Genomic DNA, 1630 nt, shown 5'->3' on the forward strand with positions numbered 1-1630 from the left:
GCCTCGAGCGTGCGCCGATCCTGCCTTGCCGCCTTCAAGCGCAGCCGCAGTGCCAGCGTACGCCGCTGGGCGCCCTGCGGCAGCTCCTCGAGCCGCGCCAGGGCCGCCGGTGCGTCTCGATCGTCGAGCGCCCAGCGAGCGGCGCGCAGCTGAACGCCTTCGCGCGTCTCGGGCGTGACCAGCACGCCGCGCTCGGCACTCTCGTTGAGCGCCTGCTGCAGGTGGGCGTCGCGTGCCGGGCGGTCCTGCAGCGATTGCGCGCTCTCGGCCGCCAGCAGATGCGCCAGCACCCGCACCTGCAAAGCCTGCGGCAGGCGGGCATCGAGCGCGGCCAGCGTTCTTTCCTGCGCCAGCGCCGCCTGGGCCGCCTTGCGCGCGCGCGAGAAACGGCCGGCCAGCAGTTGCGCCGCGGCATCGAGCAGTGCCGTATGCAGCGCACGCTCTTTCTGCTGCAGCCGCCATTGGCGCGCCTGCCTGGGCAGCGAAAACAGCGCCGCCAAGCCGCGCAGTGCGAGGTGCAGCAGCACGAAGGCGGCGAACAGCAGCAGCAGCACGAGGTTCAGCGAGAGGTCGACCCGCCAGGGCGGCCAGAAGACGGTGATCGTGCCCTGGTTGTTGCCGGCGAACAGCGCCACCGCGGCGGCGATGCCGAACAGGGCGAGGAACCAGAGGACGGCGCGCATGGCTTCGAGCCTGCCTCAACGCCCGGCGGCGGCCGTGGCGAGCGCGGCCAGGGTTTCGTCGACGCGTGGCGGCTCGCTGGTGCGGATTTGAGCCTGCACCTGCTGCACCAGCGTGGCCGCGGCCTGGACCCGACGCGAGGCCGGATCGAAATAGCGGTTGATCGCCGCCGAGACGGTCGCCATCTCGCCGCGCGCCGTATCGACCTGCCTCGACAGCAGGGCCAATCGGGCATTGAGCAGCTTGAGCTTGAGGTTTTCGCGCAGGAAGAAGGTCTGCTCGGGTGTCAGCAGCACCGCCTCGGGCCGCTCGATGCGCCCGACGCGCAGCAGCGAGCGGGCCTCGGTGCGCACCATCAGCAGGAAGCGCTGCCACCAGGGCGCATCGGCCGACAGCGGCTCGGTCTGCAAGGCGTCCGACCCGCCGCGACGCAGCGCCACGGCGTTGAGCGCCGGCAGGTCGTCCACGCCGCGCATGAGTTCGTCGAGCTTCTGCAATGCATCGCTGTTGTCGATGCTGGCGCTGCTGCGAAGGCGGTCGGCGTCGTGCTGCATGGCGCGCTGCAGCGGCGCCAGGCGCGGTTGCGCCGCGCGCGCAATGCGCAGATCGCCGGCCTTGAGCGCGGCCAGCAGCGGCTGCACATTGCCGGTGACCTGCGCCTGCTGCAGCGCCAGCCGCACGGCGGCCTCGATGTCGATCACCAGGTTCTCGTCGCGCGAGCGCGACAGGCTCTGCATCAGTTCCTCGAGCTGGGAGCGTTGCAGTGCGACCTCGCCGACCCGGGTTTCGGCCAGCGCCAGCCGGGCCGCGGTGTCGCGCACGACTTCTTGCGCCTGGCGCGCCAGGGTCCGCGCCTCCAGCGACTGGGCCAAGGCGTCGGCGCTCTGGCGGGCGAGTTGTTCCTGCATACCGCTGACCTTCTGCCAGAGTGCCAGCGCGATCAGCAGCG

Annotated in this window: 2 protein-coding genes; both read right to left on the bottom strand. The window is 71.7% G+C overall.

From position 1 onward, the window contains the following. Positions 1 to 683 (bottom strand): heme biosynthesis HemY N-terminal domain-containing protein (locus AC1D2K_RS34380; RefSeq protein ID WP_478094873.1); only part of this gene is annotated, 683 nt, incomplete at its 3' end. Between the two features lie 15 nt (positions 684 to 698). Continuing rightward, positions 699 to 1630: uroporphyrinogen-III C-methyltransferase (locus AC1D2K_RS34385; RefSeq protein WP_478094874.1), on the bottom strand; the 932-nt coding region annotated here is incomplete at its 5' end.

The organism is Variovorax sp. P1_H12_2, from assembly GCF_056405335.1.